Annotated in this window: 18 protein-coding genes; 14 read left to right on the top strand and 4 right to left on the bottom strand. The window is 51.8% G+C overall.

Going from position 1 to position 21819, the window contains the following annotated elements:
- Positions 1–6: 6 nt before the first annotated feature.
- From ACAW87_RS02970 to ACAW87_RS02920, 11 genes are all read left to right on the top strand, one after another.
- On the top strand, positions 7–1029 hold the full coding sequence (locus ACAW87_RS02970) for a CgeB family protein (protein ID WP_370721654.1): 1023 nt from the start codon (positions 7–9) through the stop codon (positions 1027–1029).
- Positions 1026–2297, top strand: a complete 1272-nt coding sequence (locus tag ACAW87_RS02965) for a lipopolysaccharide biosynthesis protein (protein WP_370721653.1) — start codon at positions 1026–1028, stop codon at positions 2295–2297. The genes ACAW87_RS02970 and ACAW87_RS02965 overlap by 4 nt, the downstream gene beginning before the upstream one ends.
- 1 nt (position 2298) lies before the next feature.
- Positions 2299–3639 carry a DUF8712 domain-containing protein gene (locus ACAW87_RS02960; protein ID WP_370721652.1) on the top strand — a complete coding sequence of 447 codons (1341 nt, stop codon included), beginning with the start codon at positions 2299–2301 and terminating at the stop codon, positions 3637–3639.
- A gap of 75 nt (positions 3640–3714) precedes the next feature.
- Positions 3715–4719 (top strand): glycosyltransferase family 4 protein, encoded by a 1005-nt coding sequence (locus ACAW87_RS02955; protein WP_370721651.1) that lies wholly within the window; start codon positions 3715–3717, stop codon positions 4717–4719.
- Between the two features lie 10 nt (positions 4720–4729).
- Positions 4730–5884, top strand: a complete 1155-nt coding sequence (locus ACAW87_RS02950; protein WP_370721650.1) for a glycosyltransferase — start codon at positions 4730–4732, stop codon at positions 5882–5884.
- A 41-nt stretch (positions 5885–5925) separates the two neighbouring features.
- Positions 5926–6774 carry a glycosyltransferase family 2 protein gene (locus ACAW87_RS02945; RefSeq protein ID WP_370721649.1) on the top strand — a complete coding sequence of 283 codons (849 nt, stop codon included), beginning with the start codon at positions 5926–5928 and terminating at the stop codon, positions 6772–6774.
- Positions 6761–7435, top strand: coding sequence for a class I SAM-dependent methyltransferase (locus ACAW87_RS02940; RefSeq protein ID WP_370721648.1), 675 nt, complete (start codon positions 6761–6763; stop codon positions 7433–7435). The genes ACAW87_RS02945 and ACAW87_RS02940 overlap by 14 nt, the downstream gene beginning before the upstream one ends.
- Complete coding sequence (wecB, locus tag ACAW87_RS02935; RefSeq protein WP_370721647.1) at positions 7432–8547, top strand: non-hydrolyzing UDP-N-acetylglucosamine 2-epimerase; 1116 nt, start codon at positions 7432–7434, stop codon at positions 8545–8547. Before ACAW87_RS02940 ends, wecB begins: the two co-directional genes overlap by 4 nt.
- Positions 8548–10677 carry a bi-domain-containing oxidoreductase gene (locus tag ACAW87_RS02930; protein ID WP_370721646.1) on the top strand — a complete coding sequence of 710 codons (2130 nt, stop codon included), beginning with the start codon at positions 8548–8550 and terminating at the stop codon, positions 10675–10677. It begins immediately after the preceding gene.
- A gap of 147 nt (positions 10678–10824) precedes the next feature.
- Positions 10825–12366, top strand: coding sequence for a heparinase II/III domain-containing protein (locus ACAW87_RS02925; protein WP_370721645.1), 1542 nt, complete (start codon positions 10825–10827; stop codon positions 12364–12366).
- Positions 12363–13580 carry a glycosyltransferase family 4 protein gene (locus tag ACAW87_RS02920; RefSeq protein ID WP_370721644.1) on the top strand — a complete coding sequence of 406 codons (1218 nt, stop codon included), beginning with the start codon at positions 12363–12365 and terminating at the stop codon, positions 13578–13580. Before ACAW87_RS02925 ends, ACAW87_RS02920 begins: the two co-directional genes overlap by 4 nt.
- Here the strand turns inward: ACAW87_RS02920 and ACAW87_RS02915 are convergent.
- Entirely contained in the window at positions 13534–14796 is a 1263-nt protein-coding gene (locus ACAW87_RS02915; protein ID WP_370721862.1) for a pyridoxal phosphate-dependent aminotransferase, read from the bottom strand. The two genes, ACAW87_RS02920 and ACAW87_RS02915, sit on opposite strands and share 47 nt — an antisense overlap.
- Before the next feature lie 341 nt (positions 14797–15137).
- On the opposite strand from ACAW87_RS02915, the gene ACAW87_RS02910 reads away from it, so the two are divergent.
- Positions 15138–15278: a hypothetical protein gene (locus ACAW87_RS02910; RefSeq protein WP_370721643.1), complete on the top strand. Its 141-nt coding sequence runs from the start codon at positions 15138–15140 to the stop codon at positions 15276–15278.
- Between the two features lie 16 nt (positions 15279–15294).
- Here ACAW87_RS02910 and ACAW87_RS02905 read toward each other — a convergent pair whose 3' ends face one another.
- Together ACAW87_RS02905 and ACAW87_RS02900 are read right to left on the bottom strand one after the other, a co-directional pair.
- Positions 15295–16350: an AAA family ATPase gene (locus ACAW87_RS02905; protein ID WP_370721642.1), complete on the bottom strand. Its 1056-nt coding sequence runs from the start codon at positions 16348–16350 to the stop codon at positions 15295–15297.
- 6 nt (positions 16351–16356) lie between these two features.
- Positions 16357–17277: a PorP/SprF family type IX secretion system membrane protein gene (locus ACAW87_RS02900; protein ID WP_370721641.1), complete on the bottom strand. Its 921-nt coding sequence runs from the start codon at positions 17275–17277 to the stop codon at positions 16357–16359.
- A 202-nt stretch (positions 17278–17479) separates the two neighbouring features.
- On the opposite strand from ACAW87_RS02900, the gene ACAW87_RS02895 reads away from it, so the two are divergent.
- Positions 17480–18532 carry a sugar kinase gene (locus ACAW87_RS02895; RefSeq protein ID WP_370721640.1) on the top strand — a complete coding sequence of 351 codons (1053 nt, stop codon included), beginning with the start codon at positions 17480–17482 and terminating at the stop codon, positions 18530–18532.
- A 147-nt stretch (positions 18533–18679) separates the two neighbouring features.
- Entirely contained in the window at positions 18680–19330 is a 651-nt protein-coding gene (locus tag ACAW87_RS02890; protein ID WP_370721639.1) for a beta/alpha barrel domain-containing protein, read from the top strand.
- On the opposite strand, the gene ACAW87_RS02885 is transcribed toward ACAW87_RS02890, so the two are convergent.
- A complete protein-coding gene (locus tag ACAW87_RS02885) occupies positions 19312–21723 on the bottom strand; it encodes a carboxypeptidase regulatory-like domain-containing protein (RefSeq protein WP_370721638.1) in 2412 nt (803 codons plus the stop codon). The genes ACAW87_RS02890 and ACAW87_RS02885 overlap by 19 nt on opposite strands.
- Positions 21724–21819 lie beyond the last annotated feature (96 nt).

Below are 21819 nucleotides of genomic sequence, written 5' to 3'. Positions count from 1 at the left end.
GATACCATGACCGTCTTCATTGTAGGTAACCAAACAAACTCCTGTCTGGAAGCATCGTACCGGAGAGGTTTTGAGGAGCAGGGCGTTCGGGTACGTACCTACGCCATTTTCGAGCACCAACGAAACTATGTGCGCCTGGGTACGTTCGGCAAGCTCTTTCACGATTTTGTGCCGGTTGAGGCCTGGCAGCAAAAGCTGAACCGGGAGCTTGCGCTGACTATTGTGGCCGAAAAACCAGATCTGGTGCTCGTTTTTGGCAATGCGCCTGTATTGAGCGGTACCCTTGCCTTTGTCCGCTCGCTGACCACTATTCCCTTTGTGCTGGTCTGGCCCGACCCGCTCCTCAACCTGCAGGCGCATGTACAACAAGCCGCCCTGCTCTACGATGGCGTAGCTACTTTTTCGCGGGCCACAGTGCCTGTTTTCGAACAAATGCAGTTTCGCCATGTATATTGGCTCCCCCTCGCCGCCGACCCCGCCCTGCACGGCCTTGACTCACCCCCAAACACATTTTCGTACGATCTATCCTTTGTCGGGGCCTGGCGGCCCGAACGGGAGAAAGCCTTAGCGACTATCAAGCGGCTTTTCCCTCAGCTAAGGATAGGCATTTGGGGAACCGACTGGAACCGCTGTCAAACGGTTGCTCTCCGGTCGTTGGCCCGTAATTCGGCGTTGCGTGGACAGGCTTACGCCCAAGCGTTTAATGCCAGTCGCATCAACCTGAATGTCATTGACGACACCTGCTATCCGGCGGCAAACATGCGTTTTTTTGAAATTCCAGTTGCGCATGGGTTACAACTCGCCAGTTTGTGCCCCGAGTTTCAGGAGACATACCGCCATCAGGAGCACATGCTGTACTTCTCGGACGAAACGCAGCTTGGCAACAACATCGAGTGGGTATTGCAACATCCCGACCAAGCGGCCACTCTCCGGGCAGCCGGGCACAGGCAGGTTCTGCAGGCACATACGTATGCCCATCGCGTGGCGCAGTTGATAGATTTGATCAGTCATATCCGTGCCAAACCATGACGACCAAAACGGATCTGACAGCGCTGCCAACCCCCGAACCTGTCCAGTCGACCTGGATGGGAAAGCTGCTAGTATTTCTGTTTAGCGGACAGGCCGTTACCGCCGGTTTGTCGGTACTCATCGGTAAGATCACAGCTACTTACATTGTTCCCGATCAGTTAGGGCTTTACAACCTGCTGTTTGCCGGTATGACCTTTGCCCAAACGTTGCTGATCACGCCCATCATTCAGTCGTTTAAATCGGCAGTTACCGATAACAATCAGGAGCCGGTCATTCCCTTTTACATCCGATTGTTTCTCATCGCTTTTGGTATCACCCTGCTGGTTGCCTTGTTGGCTGGTAGCTGGTCGGGGGCACCCGTGTTGCTACTGCTTGTTTGGCTAACAGGCATTGGTCAGGCGCTCTACTCGCTGGGGAGCGACTGGCTGATTATCAACAGCCAAACTAAAAAGCTGACCTGGATTCAGTTGACGTATTCATTCATTAACCTGCTGGTGCTGGTTGTGCTGGTGATTGTCTTACAGAGCCGTACTGCCCGTTCTATTTTCGTGGTGTTGCTGAGTACGAATCTAGTCCTGGCCGGCTTGTCGCTCTGGCAATCGCGGCATCAGCTACTGGCAGTTGACTGGCAACAGATTGGCAAAGCAAACACGTACCTGTGGCACCGTTACAAACAGTACGCCCTTCCCATTATGGGACTAGCCTGCTCGAGCTGGCTACTGAATTACGCCGACCGCTTTCTGCTGGATTACTACATGACCACAACCGACGTGGGTCTGTATTCGGCGGGTTATAACCTGGGGGCCAGGATTTCGCTCTTATGCAGTCCGTTCATGATTATACTGAGTAGTGAAGTCTATCGGGCCAAAGCCGCCAATACACCTGAGCAAATTGCCCCAGCCCTCCAGCGTACCCTACTGCTTTTCTGGCTTACTGGTGGCGCGGCATGGCTGGTCTACACCCTCTTCTACGTACCAATCAGCACACTGTTACTCGACAAGCAGTACAAGGCCGGTTTTGCCGTTGGCCCCTGGGTTGCTCTGGGGTATATGTTCCTATGTAGCCTGTGGCTGGTCGACATACGACGATATGCCTACGGTAACACAACATTCATCGCCTTGCACAACATGGTCGGCGCAGGTGTCAATATCCTGCTGAACATCCTGTTTATACCCCGATTCGGGTTGATGGGTGCCGCTTACGCTGCCTGCCTTGGCTATGTGGCACAGGCTCTAGCCGTTTATGTTTTACGGGTAACCAGTGAATAAAATGAAAAACAACTATCATTTTGCCATTGCAGGTTTTATTCTATACGTTCTGTTAATAATTCAGGGAAGCTGTACCGTGCTTGAATCAATTGCACTGGGTTTTTCGCTCTTTTCTTTCTTGAATTTAATGCACGAAATAGGTCGTTCATTTCCTATAAGAGAGTTTATGGCCTTTATTGCCGTATTGCAGCTCTTACTAATGCCTACACTAGAAATACTTCAGGATAGTAATGTGCTTATGGTACAATCAGAAGAATATCTGGCTTTTGCAGTGCCGGTAACCATTTTATTCAGTATTGGTGTTCAAATGCCTTTATTCAAACTGCCAGAACCAATATCTTTTCTCGAAAATGTTCAGGAATATCTTAGAGATAAAAGAGAAGTTACGGTATTATTATTTTCGATTGGTCTAGTTGCCTGGTTTTTATCTGACAGTTTACCTCTGCAATACAAAGCCGTATTTCGATTACTGACCATCTGTACACACGCATCTGTTCTATACAGTATATATACACCCGGTAAACTAAGATTTTACATAATCAGTGCTACGCTAGCCGCTATTTTACTACAAACTATTCGCGAAGGTATGTTCGGCGAATTAGTCAACTGGACAACGCTATGGATTATGATTATTTCCGTTGGAACATCCTGGGGACAAAGTACCAGGATAAAGTCACTTGCGGTTATAGCGGGCTTGTTTGTTATTATAATTATTCAGTCTATCAAGTTAGAATACAGATTACTAACCTGGGGAGAAACGCAGAAAGACAGAAATGGTGATGCCTCATTATTATGGTCTTTGGTTACCAACAGAATTAACAACTCAAGCACACTGCTGGAAACCGGAATTCTCAACGCTTCGCTACGCCGTTTCAATCAGGGATATATTTTGTCTCATGTAATGGCATATGTACCTCATAACGAACCATTCGGAAACGGAGAAGTCATTATGCACCTGAGTTATCCGTTTATACCCCGCCTGTTCTGGGATGACAAACCAATCACAGGCGGCGCTGCCAACATCAAGCGATACACTTCTTTACAGATTTCAGACAATACGAGCTCAAACATATCACCAGTTGGTGAAGCTTATATCAACTTCGGCTATTCAGGAGGCCTGTTGTTTATTTTTCTTTTCGGATTACTCCTGAATTATTGCTTTCATAAGGTATTAGATCTCGCCAGAACCAGACCAACTTTAATATTATGGATACCATGTCTTTTTATTGGATCACTAACGATGGAAACTGACATTTTAACAACATGGGGTAGCTTCGCATCAATGGCTATTTTTTTAACTGCATTGTGGCATACAATGAAGCGACTTACTATTTCGATATAGCCTGTGAATACTTCAGTTAGTCTATTTTTTGATTTCATTTTCCTATCTATAAAGTAGATGTGAACTGCGCACCTGATGAAGATATTATACCTATACCGTAAAAATAATGCCGGCTATAGTATTGAAAACTTATTCAGCCAATTGGCTGACGAGCTAAGGGGGCGGCGTTTTTTTACAGTTACCGAAGCGTTTGTTCCGCATATGGCGCTACGCATTTGGTCAATCCTACAGAACCTTCGCTTTGCGCACCGACAACAGGCCGACATGTATCACATCACGGGCGATGTACATTATCTCATGCTCGTTTTACCGCCCGCCCGTACTGTATTGACCATTCATGATTGTGTGTCGCTGGTGCGTCAGCAGGCAGCGAATAATTGGCTAAAATTCAGGCTACTGTGGCTATTCTATTACTACCTGCCCATGCGCCGGGCACGCTACATCACAACGGTATCCGAAAAGTCGAAAAAGGAGTTGCAGCACTTTATGGGCGATAAACTAGCTGGTAAGGTCAGCGTGGTTCCCAATCATTATAATCCGCGATTTGTAGCTTCACCCAAAGCATTTAACGAGACTAAACCCACCATTTTGCAGATTGGCACTGCCCCGCACAAGAATCTGGAGAAACTGGTAGAAGCGCTGGCGGGTATTTCGTGTACCCTCGTCATTTTGGGGCCATTATCCACTACCCAGCAGTCTTTGTTACAACAGTCCAGGCTTAACTTTTATCAGAAAGAACAACTCACGGATGAGCAGGTACTAACTGAATACATAGCCTGTGATCTGGTCGCTTTCGCTTCCACCTACGAAGGTTTCGGTATGCCTATCATCGAGGCAAATGCGGTAGGTCGTCCTGTGCTTACCGCAGCTATTTCTCCCATGCGTGATGTAGCCGGTCAGGCAGCCTGTCTGGTAGATCCACACTCAGTCCAGTCTATCCGGGCCGGGTTACTTCAGATTATTACCAACGCCACTTACCGCGATCAGCTTATCGGGGCCGGGTACGAGAATGCGAGGCACTACACGGTAGAAAAAAAGGCAACCCAATACGAATTGATTTACCAACAACTACTAGCCTGACAAACGGCAGATGCACATCTTCTATCCCATAGGTACGTTCTATCCAGCTCAATCGGGTGGACCAAGCAATTCGGTGTATTGGCTGGCCAAGGCAATGGTACGTCAGGGAGTGAGCATAACCGTTGTTTCCACCGATACCGATCAACCAGACAACACCTTACGCGACCAATGGATCGACTCAGAAGCCGGACGAATCAGGTACGTTACCACCCGCCATCATGGCTTACCCTGGAGGGTTATCTGGCAGTCGTTTCATCTACTCGCCACGACCGATGTCGTCCACCTCGCCAGCTTATTTTACCCCCTGTCATTGGCGGTAGGTTTCCTGGCTTTGCTACGCGGAAAAATTGTTGTGTGGTCGCCACATGGGGAGTTAGCGCCGGCCGCTTTAGCCTATCGATCTGCACGCAAGAAAGCAGCGCTCAAGTGGCTTTTACGGAAGTCGAAAGCCATCACTTTTCATACGACCTCGCCCAATGAAACAGCTCAGGTAAGGCAACAGTTTGGCCCTTCTGTGCGAGTAATTGAGCTCCCTAATTATATGGAATTACCTGCCTTACTACCGAGAAGTAATAAGCAATCTTCTCCTTACCTGCTCTTCCTGGGCCGACTACATCCCATCAAAGCCCTTGACAAACTTATAGAAGCGATTGCCCTTTCATCCGCCTTTCGGCAAGGATCCTGGCAACTTCGTTTGGTCGGGCCCGATCTCGACGGCTACGGCGATATACTCCGTCGACAAACTGACAGACTGAATATTACGAACAGAATCACTTTTGAATTACCTGTTTCGGGCATCGAAAAAGAGGTGCTACTAGCCAATGCCTATGCGTTGGTACTTCCCTCGCACAGCGAGAATTTTGGGAACGTAGTTGTGGAAGCGCTGGCACAGGGTACGCCCGTTATTGCCTCGACCGGAACCCCCTGGGCTACCCTATCGACAACCAATACTGGTTTTTTTGTAAGTAATGACCCAGCCGAGTTAGCTGCTGCCATTACCGCCTGTTTATCTTTATCGGCTGATGCGTATGCTGGCTATCGGGAACGGGCATTAGCACTCGCTCAAGACCAGTTTGACATAAAGACCAACAGCCACCGTTGGCTGGCTGCTTACCAACAAACGCTTTTATCCACGAATCAGCATCCCCCCGTATGTGTGATATAGCTGGACTCATTGCTTCTGCCAACGCAGTTACTCCAATAAGCATGGTGCCTTTAACAGTTGTGGTCTTAACGCTTAATGAAGAAGTCAATATTCCGCTTTGCTTACGCAGTGTGTCAGGCTGGGCTCGCGACATCTTCGTGCTAGATTCGGGCTCAACCGACCGTACTATTGAGTTGGCAAACGCCGGTGGAGCCACCGTGTTTTACCGGACTTTCGATAATTACGCAGCGCAACGCCGCTATGCCGTCAGTCACCTTCCCATACAAACCGATTGGGTCTTGTTTTTGGATGCAGACGAAGCAGTAAGTGCACCGTTGAAAGTAGAAATCGACGGGATTATTAACCAGCCCTCGGCGCTGAACGGCTACTTTATCCGGCTACAGTTTGTCTTCATGAAGCAGTGGATTCGTCATGGTGGGTATGACGCATGCAGCAAGCTGGTGCTTTTCAGAAAAAGCAAATTAGTGGCTATCGAACGCGATATGGACGAACTCGTTATTGTGGAAGGTCCCACCCGTCAACTGACCGAATACATTATTCACCAGGACCGTAAACCCGTACGGTTCTGGTACGAGAAACATGCCCGCTACACCCGTTTTCAGGTGGCCGATTTAGTAAAGTCAAAACACGAAAAGACACTTCGATGGGCTGAGATCACGAATCAACGAGATCGTAAACGATGGGTTAAAGAACAAGTCTGGGGCCGTATTCCGGTCTTGCTGCGTCCTTTTCTCTACTTCGTTTACCGGTACTTTCTGCTCCTGGGCTTTCTGGATGGCCGCGCCGGTTTCATTTACCATGTCAGCCACGCCTTTTTGTATCAGTTTATGATCGCCGCCGTCTACATCGACGAACGTTCCCGCTTACCCGCCGCCCATGAACGCCGTTGATTTTCACTCCGACATTGCCAAGGCCTTTGGTGATCGATACCAGCAATCACCTGATTTTCAGGAGCGCTTTAGTGTGTGGAGTTCGCTGCTGGAAACCTACATTCAACCGGGTGCCAGCGTACTCGACGCGGGTTGTGGTACGGGCGTTTTCAGCCACTACCTGACCAATCGGGGTTGTACGGTGCTGGGCATCGATGGGTCGGCCGAAATGATTCGTCTCTGTCAACAGCAGGCAAATCCGGGCGCTACTTTCCGCGTGTCGCTGTTGCCGATAAACGATGAGCTGACCCATGAACGGTTCGACGCCATTCTGTCGTCGAGCGTATTGGAATACGTACCTGATCTGGCTAAGACACTGGCTTCTTTCGACCGTCATCTGCGGCCGGGCGGCCGTCTTATCGTGTCGCTTCCCAACCGCCATTCCGTGTATCGGGTGCTGGAACGAGTCGGCTTTTTTCTCACTGGCAAACCGCCCTACTTACAGCACGTATTGCATTACGGCACGGCTAAATCGATAGCGAAGCTGCTTGAGACGGATCATTATCAACTGATTGCCAATCAAACTTTTGGCGGCACCAACGCCATTGCCCGGCTGCTTCGTAGCTGTTTACCCACCTCCTACGCCGACACGCTGTTTGTGGCGGTTTTTCAGAAAAAATGAAGATTATAAACATTGTCGGTGCGCGGCCCAACTTCATGAAAGTGGCCCCACTACACCGGGCTTTTTTGAAAAAAGGCGGTATTGTATCGAAAATCGTGCATACCGGACAGCATTTCGATGACCGGATGAGCGACGTTTTTTTCAATCAACTCGAATTGCCAAAACCCGACTATTTTCTGGGCGTAGGCAGCGGTACCCATACCCAACAAACTGCCGAAATCATGACCAAATTAGAGGCCGTGATCCAAACCGAAAAGCCAGATTGGGTCGTGGTTGTGGGCGACGTGACCAGTACGCTCGCTTCCGCGCTCGTGGCAGTACGAATGGGGGTACGTGTAGCCCACGTTGAAGCGGGCCTTCGCTCGGGCGACCGGCAAATGCCCGAAGAGATAAACCGGATTTTGACCGATAATCTATCTGACCTGCTGTTTGTTACGGAGCAGTCGGGCATCGATAACCTGGTCTGCGAAGGGATTGCCGCCCGAAAAATCAGGTTTGTTGGCAATACCATGATCGACTCGCTGATTCATTATCGAGCTAAGGCCAATACCCTCAACACGGTTCGTACGCTGGGGCTCGTACCCGGTCGGTACACGTTGCTCACCATGCACCGCCCCACCAACGTAGATACGGCCGAGGGCTTACAAGCTATTTCAGCGATCGCCTGTGAAGCGGCTCAACACAGTACCGTCGTGTTTCCAATTCACCCGCGCACCCATGCTAATCTGATCCGGTTTGGGCTGCTCGACAAGCTAAAGGCAACGTCGAACATACGGCTACTTGAGCCGCAGGGTTATCTGGAATTTTTGAACCTGATGGAACATGCTCAGGCCGTAGTGACCGATTCGGGAGGCATTCAGGAAGAAACTACGTACCTGCAAGTACCGTGTTTAACTCTTCGCAACAGCACCGAGCGCCCCATTACCGTCACTACCGGTTCCAACACCTTACTGGCCGGGCTTAACCCCGCACTCGTTGCCGCTCACCTGCACGCCATTCGGGAAGGCAGGGCCAAATCTGGCGCTGTTCCTCCCCTATGGGATGGAGCAACCGCCAACCGAATTGCCGCCATGCTGGTGACCGAACAAGACGCTTTACCTGCTCATTCCTAGATGTACCAACTGATACAGAATTTAAAGTCTGGTGAAACGGTGCTGGAGACGGTGCCTGCCCCGCAGGTACGTGCCGGTCAGGTTTTGATACGTACCCGACGCACGCTGGTATCGCTGGGAACCGAACGAATGCTGGTCGATTTTGGCAAAGCCAATCTGCTCAGCAAAGCCCGGCAACAACCCGATAAGGTGAAGCAGGTAATCGAGAAAATTCAGTCAGATGGGCTACTTCCAACGCTGGAAGCCGTTTTTCGGAAACTGGATCAACCCTTACCGCTGGGCTACTGCCACGTTGGCGAAGTGGTGGCGGTTGGGGCTGGTATTACCGATATAGCCGTTGGTGACCGGGTGGCCTCTAACGGTCACCACGCCGAAATGGTCTGTATCCCCCGTAACCTGGTCGCCCAAATTCCCGATTCGGTGAGCGACGAGCAGGCCACGTTTACGGTTATTGGTGCCATTGGCCTGCAGGGAATTCGCCTGTTGAATCCGACGCTGGGCGAAACCGTAGTGGTTATTGGGCTGGGGCTGATTGGCCTGCTCACAGCCCAACTTCTGCGCCTGAACGGCTGCCGCGTTATTGGTCTCGACCCCGATGAACGTAAGCTAACCCTGGCCCGCACTTTTGGCATTGAAACGCTGAACCCCGGCAATACCGATGTGGTGAAAGCGGTGACGGACATGACTGGGGGCGTTGGTGCTGACGGCGTCTTGATTACGGCCTCCACCAAGTCGGATGAAGTAATAACGCAGTCAGCCCGGATGAGCCGGAAGCGAGGGCGCATTGTGCTGGTCGGCGTGGTCGGTCTGAACCTGAGCCGGGCCGATTTTTTCGAGAAAGAGTTGACGTTTCAGGTATCATGTTCATACGGCCCCGGCCGCTACGATGCTGGTTACGAACAGGCTGGACACGACTACCCCCTACCGTTCGTGCGCTGGACCGAGAACCGTAATTTCCAGGCTATACTACACCTGCTCAGCACCGGGCAGTTACAGGTAGAGCCCCTGATTACGGAGGTAGTAGCCCTAGAAAATTACCAGCAGATTTACGGGCAGATGAACAGTTCGGGCAGCATTGCATCGCTAATCAGCTACCCCGATACGCTGACTCAGTCGGGTACGTCGGTAACCTTGCGCGAACCAACACCGGGTACGTCGAAGGGTGTGGTGGGCATCATCGGCGCGGGCAACTTTGCGGGGTCAACACTGGTGCCTGCCCTTAAGAAAGCGGGGGCCGAGCTTCATATGATTGCCAGCGCCAATGGGCTGTCGGGTACGTTGCTGGCCAAAAAACACCACATCGGCCGCAGCACCACCAATTACCTCGACGTTCTGACCGACCCGGCAATCGACCTGTGCGTCATAACCACCCGCCACAACAACCACGCGAAACTGGTCGTAGAAGCACTACAGGCGGGCAAGCACGTGTTTGTAGAAAAACCGCTTGTGATCTACGACAGTGAATTACCCGGCGTGATCGCTGCCCAACAAGCCGCCAACCGCATGGTCATGGTGGGCTTTAATCGCCGTTTTTCCCCAACAGCCCGAAAAGCAAAGGCGTTACTGGGCGGCAACAATAGCGGAGCTACTCCCATGAATATTGTGGCCACGATGAACGCCGGGGCCATTCCGGCCAATTCCTGGGTACACGACCGCACCGTGGGCGGGGGCCGTATTCTGGGCGAAGCCTGCCATTACGTTGACCTGATTACGTACCTGACAGGTAGCCGTGTGGTGGCGGTGTGCATGAACGCCATGGGGCAACACCCGTCAGAAAGTACCGATTCGGCATCGATCCTGTTGCGTTACGAAAACGGGGCCACCGGCGTGATCAATTATTTTGCCAACGGAAGTAAAGCCTACGCGAAAGAACGTATTGAAGTGTATTCACAGGAACGGACGCTGATTCTCGACAATTTCAAATCGCTGAAAGGCTATGGTTTTCGCGGCTTTTCCAGCCAGTCGGGCGGGCAGGATAAAGGGCATACCGAACAGTTTCGGCAGCTTATAGCCTGTCTCCGTTCCGGCAGCGCACCCCTTATTGCGTTTGCCGAGATTGTGAACACCACCGCCGCCACGCTTGCCGCGCTGCGTAGTTTGCAGGACGGAGGCTGGGCCGATGTCAGTTAACAGTTAACAGTTATCAGTAAACAGTTATCAGTTATCAATGAACAGTTATCAGAGTTGCTCCTACACACCCCACCCTCAATGCAAGCCTTCACCAATAACTGTTCACTGATAACTGATAACTGTTCACTGATAACTGATAACTGTTCATTGAGCTTGTACTGGCGAACGCTACGGCATTTAACGATCCGGCAGGTAGGCTATCAAGTGTGGAACAGACTTCGCCCATCACCTCGCCTGTCGCTAAGCGATATGGCCCTACCTGCCAATGTACCCAACGTCGCCCTCCCAATTACCTTCACCTTCCTGAGCCAGTCGGTCACCTTCACCGAGCGCATCGACTGGAATTACGCTGCCAACGGGAAGCTGTGGACCTATACCCTGAACTACTTCGATTGGTTGCAGTTGCCCGAATACGAAGCCGGACAGCAGGGCACCGCCCTGATCTACGATTTCATTCGACAAACAGCGTCGCTTCAAGATGGGCTGGAACCGTACCCAACCTCGTTGAGGCTCCTGAACTGGCGGGCATTTCTGATTCGTGAAGCCATTCAGGACCCAGTGATCGAGCAACATCTACACGCCCAGACAGCGCTGCTCCGGTCTCGCCTGGAATACCATTTGGGCGGAAATCATTTGCTCGAAAATGCCTGCGCCCTCACAGTGATGGCCCTTCGTTTTCAGCATAAACCCTGGTTCTTAACGGGTGCTAGCCTACTACGCACTCAGCTTACCGAGCAGATTCTGGCCGATGGCGGTCATTATGAACGTAGCCCGGTTTACCATCAGTTACTCACCGATCGGCTGCTTGATGTGTATGCAATTTTACAGGCCGACTCCTGGGCCAACGAGCCGGGCCTGACAGCCTTTGTGCACGAAAAAACGGCCGCCATGCTCAATTGGCTGGTTGCGGTAACGTTTCGTGATGGATCGGTGCCGATGGTCAACGATGCTGCTTATGGCGTTGCTCCCACTACGGCCGAGTTAGTCCAGAAAGCTGCACTATTGGGCTTTCAGCCAACACCCGTTTCGCTAAGCGACAGCGGTTACCGAATGCTCACAACGCCCCGCCTCGAACTCTTCATTGACATTGGACCGGTGGGACCCAATCATCAGCCGGGGCATGCCCATGCCGATACCTTTTCGTTCATTCTGCATATTGATGGGCAACCTGTTCTCGTAGATCCAGGTACGTCGACGTACCAGATTGGGGAGCAACGACATTGGGAGCGCAGTACGGCGGCGCATAACACCGTGACAATTAATGACCAGAACTCGTCTGAAGTCTGGAGTGGCTTTCGGGTTGGTCGCCGGGCGCAGGTACACATCGCGTTGGATACCCCTACCTGTGTTGAAGCTAGTCATGATGGTTATCAGTACCTGGGCGAACGGCACACCCGCCGTTGGGAGATACTGGATGGCGATAGGCTTGTTGTACGTGACTCCTTTACAAACCCGACACTCATGCGAACCTATCACCTGCACACAGACCATGGTTTGCCGTTGAGTACCACGGAGCAGAACGTTGTTGACTTACCCAATTGTAGTATACAATTCAACACCGATGTTCCACTGCATATCCTTGTCTCTGCTTATCATCAGGCTGTAGGGTTCAACGTTACCCGATCCGCCTCTCAACTAGCCTGTAGTATTCCTGCCGAACTGACGACCTTATTTACTGCCCGCCCGTGAACGTACTTTTACTGACTTACTACTTTTCACCAGACCTGAGCGCGGGTTCATTCCGCAATACACCATTAGCCTACGAGTTGGCTCGTCAGGTTGGCGACACGGGCACCGTTCATGTTATTACCACGCAACCCAACCGATATGCTTCGTTTCGGGCTGAGGCGGCAGCTGAAGAGCAGCAGGGTAATCTGCGCATCAATCGTATCTCGGTGCCAAACCATAATGGTGGTTTCATTGATCAAATCAGGTCATACCTTCATTTTTATCGACAGGCTTATGCACTCACCAGAAACGAGACGTACGATGTGGTGGTGGCGTCATCGTCGCGGTTATTTTCGGCTTTTCTGGGTGCTCAGCTGGCTCGTCAGCGGCAGCTACCCCTTGTGCTCGACATTCGGGATCTGTTTCGGGAAAACATTCTGGAGTTACTGAAAAACCCGCTCGCTAAAATTGCATTAGCCCCTACTTTACAGGCAATAGAACGATACACATTTGGCTATGCCCGGCATATCAACATGGTATCTGAAGGATTCAACGATTATTTTGCCAAGTATCAGCAGGCATCCTACAGCTACTTCACCAACGGCATAGATGACCATTTTCTGAACCTTCCACCTACGCCGGATACTGGTCAGCAACGGAACCACCGCACCATCTTGTATGCGGGTAACATCGGAGAAGGGCAGGGACTGGAAAAAATTGTGCCGGCCGTAGCCAAACTGCTAGGCCCAACTTACCGGTTCGTTATCATTGGCGACGGCGGTACCAAATCCAGGCTGGAAAGAGTAGTGGCCGAGTTAGACCTGCATAACGTCGACATTCGGCAACCGGTAGACCGAACGGCTTTACTCAACGAGTACAAAAAAGCCGATTACCTGTTTCTTCACCTCAACAACCTAAAAGCCTTTGAGCGGTGCTTACCGTCGAAACTATTTGAATACGCCGCCACCGATAAACCTGTTCTGGCAGGAGTAGCGGGATATACGGCCCAATTCATCAGTCAGCACGTACCCAATAGCTTCGTCTTCAATCCCGGCGATGCCACAGCACTGACTACGTACCTACAAAAAACGCCGTACCAGAACACAGTCCGTACGGCGTTTATCGATCAGTTTCGGCGCCAGACCATCATTCGGTCATTGGCCGGGCAAATAGTACAGGCGGCTGGGCTTATGGCGCAACCGATACCATCGTCAGCAGATCTTGCTGAACTGTAGCAACCGGTTTGCGGCGACTTTCAAAAAACGCTTCGATACGGTTCAGCGCCAGGGTCATTTCGTCGATGTTGGGCAAACAGACAATGCGAAAATGGTCGGGCGTGCTGAAGTTAAAACCCTGCCCGGCTACAACCAGCACCTTCTGCTCAACCAGCAGATCGTAGACAAACTCATTGTCGTCGGCAATATCGAACTGGCTCAGGTCAATTTTGGGGAAGATGTAGAGAGCTCCTTTTGGTTTTACGCAGGTAAGGCCCGGAATAGCCACTATTCGCTCGTAGGCTAGCATGATTTGCCGATACAGTCGCCCAGCCGGAATAACCAGATCCTGAATACTCTGATACCCGCCCAGCGCTGTTTGAATGGCATATTGCGTAGGTACGTTGGCGCACAAACGCAGACTAGCCAGCAACGTTAACCCTTCGATATACGATTTGGCCTTGTGTTTTGCCCCCGTCATAACCAGCCAACCACCCCGAAAACCAGCAGCCCGGTAATTTTTCGACAGACCGTTCATGGTGATACAGAGCGTATCATGGACAAAACGCGCCATAGGGTGATGCACAGCCCCATCGTACAGAATTTTGTCGTAAATCTCGTCGGCAAACACGATCAGCTGATACTTTTCGGCAATACGGGCAATGCCTTCCAACACCGATTTGTCGTAGACGGCTCCGGTTGGATTGTTGGGGTTGATCAGTACAACAGCCCGCGTGCGGCTGGTGATTTTACGTTCTATATCGGCCAGATCGGGGTTCCAGTCGGCCGTTTCATCACATATATAATGTACCGGTTTGCCGCCACATAAAGCCACTGAGGTTGTCCAGAGTGGGTAATCAGGTGCGGGTACCAAGACTTCATCTCCTTCATTGATGAGCGCCTGCATGGAGAGCAAAATCAATTCGCTTACCCCGTTGCCAATGTAAATATCATTGATGGTCACGCCCGGCAAACCCAGATTTTGCGTATAGTGCATCACCGCCTTACGAGCCGAAAATAAGCCACGCGAGTCGGCGTATCCCTGCGCATTGCGGATGTTTAAAATTACATCATGCACAATCTCATCGGGCGTATCGAAGCCAAACGCCGCCGGATTGCCGATGTTGAGACTGATGATTTTGTAGCCCTGACTCTCCAGTTCCAGCGACTTTTCATATACCGGCCCCCGAATATCATACTTGAGGTGGGTAAGCCGGTCTGATTTGCGAATTTCCATCATAAAAAAAAGACACAACCTCAGTGGGTCATGTCAAGGGCGCAAAGGTAACGGATTTTAAAAGGCCTACAGCCTTTCGGACACTGAAGATGAGTGCGTTTAATTACATGCAAATAGCACTTACTTCGGCTATTTACAGTGGAAGGTGGGCTTTAAACAGGCGTAAATAATGGCCAAGCGGGCATTGTCAAAAATCATGCCTTTTATTTACAAACAGCAATAATACAGTAACATCAGGCAACTATTCATCATTAGAGTTTCGGATAAGCACATATAGTATACTAAAATAAAACCATACCAATCACATATGTTACTGGTCCAATAGTTGTAGGTAAGTAAGGATGCAATGGAACCTGAACGCGACCACCTTCGTGCCTTCCTGGGAGGTTATCTCCACGCTGCAGGCACAGCAGACTGCCAATGGTACTGGCTGGGTACTAACGGTTACCGTGCCGCCGCTGATTCCGTCAACGGCCCACTAAGCATCGCTACTGCCGGTTAGAAACCAACCTTTGAACTACCTTCCGTACGTTCACCAGAAATGGTTTGCCCTTCAATATTGAAGATGTCTGCCAGGGTCATTGGATCATTGGTATGAAACTGACTACCCAGACTGGTTAGCAGCGCATTAGCTTTCGGAGCCGCCAGTTTCCCAAATGCATAATCGACCATCAGCCGCCCTTTTCGGAGCAATGCCTTATCCAGCAAACTCTTGTTGGCGTTGAAGGTGGCGATGATCTGAATGTGCAGACAGTCAGCCAGTAGACCATCAGTAAGGTTCAGAATATTAGAGACGCTGTTGGTGTCGCCGCCCGCTTCGCGCGCCTGCAAAATTCGCTCGGCATCTTCGATCAGTAATACTGAATCTCGCTGTTCGAGGAGGAACGGAATCAGGTCCGGCGAGGTCAGAAAATTGGTCATGTAGGGCGGCAAAATCAGCATGTTCTTCCGCACCTGCGAACTCAGGTATTTGATATAGGTTGTTTTGCCGGTGCCGGGTTCGCCATGCAGCAAGATCAAACCTTTGTATTTGGGCCGGTTCAGGAGCGACACCAGCCGCTCGTGAACGTCGGGGAAACCATCGTTGTAGTAAAGTTCCAGGTCAATCTGCGGCGGTTCAATCTCGACCCGTTCGGTGTGCAAACCACCCAGGCCGCTCTGAATCAGGTAGATGTTAGTTTTCTCGGGCTCCTGCTCACAAATCAGGCTCTCAACGCCTTCCAGACAGGCTTTCAGCGCGTCGGCATCCCGATAAAATCCCGAAAACCGACAATACGAATCCCACATAAACTCCCCGCTTATCATCACACCATTGGGGTGCGTGTACGCGCGTTCGTTGGTCCGAATCCCGTCTTTAGAAATCCGCATCGACTGATTGATGACGGTAAACCCACGCGCGAGTAGCCAGTCGTGCAGCTCGGTTTTATAGTCTTCGTGGGTAAAGAGGTAGTTGGGATATTCGCCGTACGTTTGAACGAAATGAGCCGCCAGCGGAAACTCGCGATCTAAATCGTGGGTAATGAACAGGTCCTGAATAACGCGTTGATTGGGCATACAGGGCTAAAAGTACGAAAATTTGAGTGTATTGGGGTTAGGCGTGTACCGAAAAACCAGTTCGTGCATGGTTCGCTGAAACGCCGTCAGCGGTGCTTCAGGTGCAATGGAATTGAAGAGATATCCCAGTCGCACATTCCCCGATAGCTGATACTCGAGCGTTCCCTGCACGTAGCTGAAGGTGCCGTTTGTAAATGTGTTATTTTGCCGAACCGACACGCCTACTGCCGCACGATTGGCATACCAGACCCGGGCGTTCAGGTCAACGGCCATAGGTTCGGCCCCCGACCGCGACAACACAATCGACGGAATTAGTTTAAAGTCGTCGGTCAGGTCTAGTTTTGCGCCGCCCTGCACATAAACAGGCTGCCGGTAACTAAATCCACCGAAGCCGAATGCTTTGCTGTTCAGTTCAGGAACCGATACCCCGGCAAAGAATTTGTCGGCATCGTAATATAGTCCCACGCCGTAGCTTAACAGGGCGCTGCTGCCACTTCGGTTTATGCCAGTGCCCACCACAGGCAACACGTTCACGCCACCCTGCACGCCAATAAACAGCCGGGACAGGTTAGGCAGATCAACCCGATACGACAAATTGGTGGACAGCCCCAGATTACCTAGTGTGCTGTTGCGATCATTGAGAATCTGAAACCCTAAGCCAAACTGACTGCTACCCAGTTGACCATCGGCAGCAAAGGTTTGGGTAATGGGCGTGGCAATTTGCTGTGCGTTCTGACTCAGAAAACTAAAAAGCCGCCCCCGAAAACCGAGTGTCATGTTAAAATCTTCACGCACCCCCGCAAAAGCCGGGTTTATCGCCATCGGATTAACAAGGTATTGCGAATACAGTACCTCTTTCTGCGCCAGTGCGGGCAGGCAACCGATTGATAAACAGGCGAAGAGCAGAAAACAAATAGAATAGCGCATCTGATTGGTGTTACAACAACCGCAAGTTGCCCCATACTGCTCGTTTTTCCAATCGTAACCCGGGAGCCAGGTACGTTAGCCTATTTTCCGGCCGGGCCAATTCGTTCTGTAGGGAACTGTATGTAGCTGTGACCGATCGTGGTCGTTAAATTAGCACCCGTTAAGGCTTTCCTGAGTACATGTGTTGCCCCTCTCCTATCTTATGTCTACAATCTGTTGTTTTGGTGAAGTGTTATTGCGGTTTTCGCCGGTGGCAAACGGCGGCTGGATTCAGCAGTCGGTCATGCCCGTTTTTGTGGGTGGTGCCGAGCTGAACGTATCCATGGCTCTGGCTAACTGGGACGTACCTGTCCGCTACTCGACCGGCATGCCCGAGAACGCACTCGCCAGCGATATTACCGACTACATCACCAAACGCGGCGTTGACCCGTCGGGAATAATTCGTAACAAACCGGGGCAGACGTCGGGGAATAGGATTGGGTCGTATTACCTGCCGCAGGGAAGTGACCTCAAAAATGCCGGCGTTATCTACGACCGGGCCGGTTCTGCTTTTGCCGAAATCAAACCCGGCGAAACAGACTGGGAACCCGTTCTGCAAGGCGTCAGTCGATTGCACATCAGCGCTATCAGTCCGGCATTAAGCGCTCAGGCGGCCGTTGTTTGCCGCGAACTGCTGGCCATCGCCTCTGAAAAAGGCATTTCTATTTCGATCGACCTGAACTACCGCGCCCGCTTGTGGCAATACGGCGTTAAACCTGTTGATATCATGCCTGAACTGGTGCAGTATTGCGATGTGGTGATGGGCAATATCTGGGCGGCCAACACGCTGTTGGGCATTCCGGTGGGCGATCACATCACGGAGCAGAGCACGCAGGCCGATTACGTCGCCCACGCACAGATAACGTCTGAGGCCATTCAGGCTCGTTTTCCACGCTGTCAGGTAGTGGCCAACACGTTCCGGTTCAGTAAACAACCCACGGGTATTCACTACTACACCACGCTGTTCACCGGCGGGCAATCGTACGTATCGCCGATCTATGAAGCCGATACCGTGATTGACCAGATCGGAAGCGGCGATTGCTTTATGGCCGGATTACTCTACGGGCTGTATCACAACCACGAACCCCAGACCATACTGAATTTCGCCACAGCTGCCGCCTTCGGTAAGCTGAGCGAAGTGGGCGACGACACCAAACAAACCGTTGCCGACGTACTGCTTGTTGGTGAGGGGGGAAGGGCGAGGAGTGAAGGGTGAAAGGGTGAGGAGTGAAGGGTCCGCTAAGGAACGGTCGGAAATAGTCACTGAGCGGATCATCACCTTTCACCCCCTCCCCCTTTCACCCCTCACCCTTTCACCCCTCACCCTTTCACCCCTCACCCTTTCACCCTTCACCCCTCACCTATGTCTCCCTTCCTCCAGAATCTGGCTGACCACCCATTAGTACCTGTTTTCTACCACGCCGACGCTGCCCACGCCCAATCGATTGTACAGGCCTGTTACGATGGCGGTATGCGTGTTTTCGAATTTACGAACCGGGGTGCCGCGGCCCTGCCCGTTTTCACGGAGTTGGCTGGGTACGTTGCCGAACACTGCCCCGGCCTGTCGTTGGGCATTGGCACCATTCTAACCGCCACCGATACTGAGCGCTTCCTTGATGCCGGTGCTGACTTTGTGGTGCAACCCGTGATGACAACCGAAGTAGGTGACGTTTGCCGCGAACGGGGCCGTCCCTGGGTGCCCGCCGGGGCCACACTGACCGAAATTTATCAGGCTACCCAACTAGGTGCCGAAGTGGTGAAGGTATTTCCCGGCAACGTAGTGGGACCTGGTTTCATTAAAGCAGTGAAAGGCCCGATGCCCTGGCTAAACCTGATGGTGACAGGCGGCGTTGAGCCCACCGCCGAAAGCCTCAACACCTGGTTTGGTGCCGGAGCAACGGCAGTGGGCCTTGGCTCTCAACTCTTTAGCGGCGAAACCGCCTCGCCCGACGCCCTGCGCGACCGGGTGACTATGCTGGTGCAACTGGTGGCCGATCAGAAGGTTAAGCGGTAATAGGGCACGGGCAGAAAGCCCTGCTGGTAAGCCGTTCCGATCTGATTGGTGCGCGGGTTGTAGGCTTGCTGAAACACGTTCTGGTGGTTGGTCAGGTTTTGCAAATCGATGGCAAATTCATGGGTAGATCGGGTTCGGTTCATGCGGTAACCAAACTTGGCATCGAGCCGAAAATAGGCCGACTGTTGCTGGGAAAAAGCCCGGTTATAGTCGCCGACTTCAGAACGGGTTTCGGCCGACATGGCCATGTTGATGGGCGTTGTAAATCGTCCGTCAGCCGTAGTCATTCTCCAGTTCACGAGCAGAACGTTGTTTTTTGCGCCAATCTGCCACTCTTTACCCGTCAGCAAATTTACCACGTATCGGTTGTTAAATGGCGTGTTGCGCTCTACCCCATCGCTACCGGTATACAATGAGTTGAAGACCGAAGCTGTGACCAGGAAATAGTAATTGCGGTTGAAAAATTGCTCGAGGGTTAGCTCTACACCGTAGTTGCGCCCGGTGCCCTTGTTCACCAGGTTGGCTTTGTTGGTTGGCGCGAAACTTACCCCTTCGGTCAGGGCCGAGTAGTAGCTGGGGGTACGTTCAACGGGGGCGTTAAACAGCCACTGGTAGTATGTCTCCAGCTTCAAACGCAGCGTTGGTGTGAGCATGCGGTCATAACTCGCCACTAAGTGATGGCTGCGGGTGAACCCGAGGTCTTTGTTGGTCAGGGCATAGCTGCCGTTGGCCTGTCGAGTTTGGTAGAAATAGGTCAGAATGGGCTGCATCATGCTGTGCAAGCCATACGCCACGTTGAGCGAACTCGTGGGCGACACCCGATACGACAGGCCTGCACGGGGTTCAACGGCCGTTGACCCGTTTAGGGCCAGGTGCAGCACAGACATACCCGTATTCAGCGTTAGCTGGTCGGTGAAGCGGTGCTGCCATTGACCAAATGCCTGAAACAATCCCGTTTGGCCATCCGTGTTCCGAAGGGTAACCACCGACGGATATAACTCCCGGCTCTGCAGATCATAATGAAGCAGATCAACAATAACGCCACCCGACAGTTTGTCTTTTGCGCTCAGTTTATGCGTAAGACCGGCGTTGAGCGACAGTTTTTCCTGCGTGAAATCATTCTTTGCCGCCGCAATTTCCTGCGCAATCACACCCGTCGACTGGTAAATCACGGTATCGCCTTCAAAGTGCTGCGTGCTTCGCGAACCGGATAGGGTCAGTTTTCCCACCGTGCGGTTGCTGAATCTGTGTTCATAAGATACCGCGCCAAGACCCATCGAAAAATTAACGCGCGTATTGGTGTTTTCGTCGCCATAGGCATCGGGTTTATCGGTGTCAATGTCTTTGCCCAGAAATGTGATCCGGCTTTGCCCACCCAGCACCCAGACTGACAAATTACCCTTGCTGCCTACAGTCAGATCGGTTTTGAATAGACCATCCTGGTATTCGGGCGTACCCGCAATCTGATAGCCTACGTTTTTGAGCAGGCCAAACAACGAATATCGGTAGTTGACCAGATACGATGATCGGCCACCCATACCGTCAGACTTTTTGCTGTACGGCCCTTCTGCGCCCAGTTCCAGCCCGTTGAACGCCATCTGGCCCAGAAACTCGCGCTTCTCGTCGTTGCCTTTCCGTAGCTTCAAATCGAATACGGAGCCAAGTGCATTGGCGTATTCGGCCGGGAAAGCACCCGTCAGAAAGTCTGATTTGGCCAGCAGGTTCGCATTCAGCATAGACACCGGCCCGCCCGACGTACCCAACGCTCCGAAATGGTTTGGGTTCGGGATATTTACCCCTTCCATACGCCACAGTAACGACGCTGGTGAATTACCCCGCACCACAATATCATTACGGGCATCGTTAGCCCCGCTTACGCCTGCAAAATTGGCCGCCATTCTGGATGGATCGCCCAGGCTTCCCGCATACCGGTTGGTTTCGGCAGCATTGAAAGGCCTTGCTGATACCACTGCCAGTTCATTATTGGCCACCGTGCGATCTTCGGCCCGTTTGTAAGTTACGGCCAGCTCGGCCAGTTGGCGCAGACTTTCGGTGAGGGGCAGTTCAAGCACAGTTTCCTTTCCTGAATTAACCAACACATCGCTTAATACCAGTTCCTGATAGCCCACCAGCGTAATTTTCAGCCCTACACGGCCCACAGGAACATTCACCAACCGGAAGCGGCCATCGCCATCGGTTGTTGTACCTACTAGTGGATTGCTGTTGATGAGCACAACACTAACGCCGGGCAACGGTGTACGCGAGGCAGCATCGACCAGCGTACCTCTGAGGGTCTGCGTTGGTGAGGCAGAGGTAAGGCGGTTCTCAGGTACGTTCTGGGCGTAGGTAGCCAGCGCAAGGCCTAGCAGCAGGCATGTAAATAAAGTCTTCATGGCCAAAATCGGTTTGGTGATTGATTTCGAACCAAAGGTGGCAGGGCCAGACCGTTCAGGAAACGGGATTCTGGTGGATTGCGGTTTAGGTATGGT

This window comes from Fibrella aquatica, assembly GCF_041321135.1.
In the GTDB taxonomy this organism is placed as follows: Bacteria; Bacteroidota; Bacteroidia; order Cytophagales; family Spirosomataceae; genus Fibrella; species Fibrella aquatica.
The sequence above is the reverse complement of the archived record's forward strand: the minus strand, read 5'-3'. Positions and strand labels throughout refer to the sequence as shown.